The organism is Bradyrhizobium sp. LjRoot220, from assembly GCF_964252915.1.
Classification (GTDB): Bacteria; Pseudomonadota; Alphaproteobacteria; order Rhizobiales; family Xanthobacteraceae; genus Bradyrhizobium.
In genome coordinates, this window is the sequence record NZ_CAXUPS020000031.1 from 1 (window position 1) to 515 (window position 515).

The following is a 515-nucleotide window of genomic DNA, read 5'->3' on the forward strand; positions in this document are numbered from 1 at the left end:
GGGACCCATATGTGGACGGCCCCCGTGCCACAAGAGTTTTTTGATGGTCTGATCGGATCGCTTGCATCCATATGTCCGGCCTGTTGATGCGGTTGGTGGCCGCTGGCCAAGATGGTTTTCCGCGACGCGAGTTCCAAACACGCCAGCGACCTTTACAGGCCAATGGGTCCCACGGATTGTCTCGCACCTTGGATCGATCTGATCCTACCATCTCCTCCTCTTGCAGCTCCGGCTCAGCCGGTCAGGCGAACCCGACCGGCCGATCTCTTAAGCGGCGGCAGCCACCGATGCCTCGGGCATCCGTGCGCCATCGTAACTCTCACCCGTCACCATCAGCTTCCAGACGATGCGGGCATTCTTGTTGGCGAGCGCCACCGCTGCGAGCTTCGGCGGCTTGCGCTTCAACAAGGCGATCAGCCAGGGCGACGGACGGCCGCGGCCTTTCTTCGCCTGCTGGATCACCGCAGTCGCCCCCGCCACCAGAACGCTGCGCAGCCTTTCATCCCCGGCGCGGG

The 515-nt window shown here is 63.3% G+C and carries 1 pseudogene; it reads right to left on the reverse strand.

Going from position 1 to position 515, the window contains the following annotated elements:
- Nucleotides 1–267: 267 nt before the first annotated feature.
- Nucleotides 268–515 (reverse strand): annotated as a pseudogene (locus tag ACSQ84_RS35965) (IS110 family transposase); the annotation flags it as partial.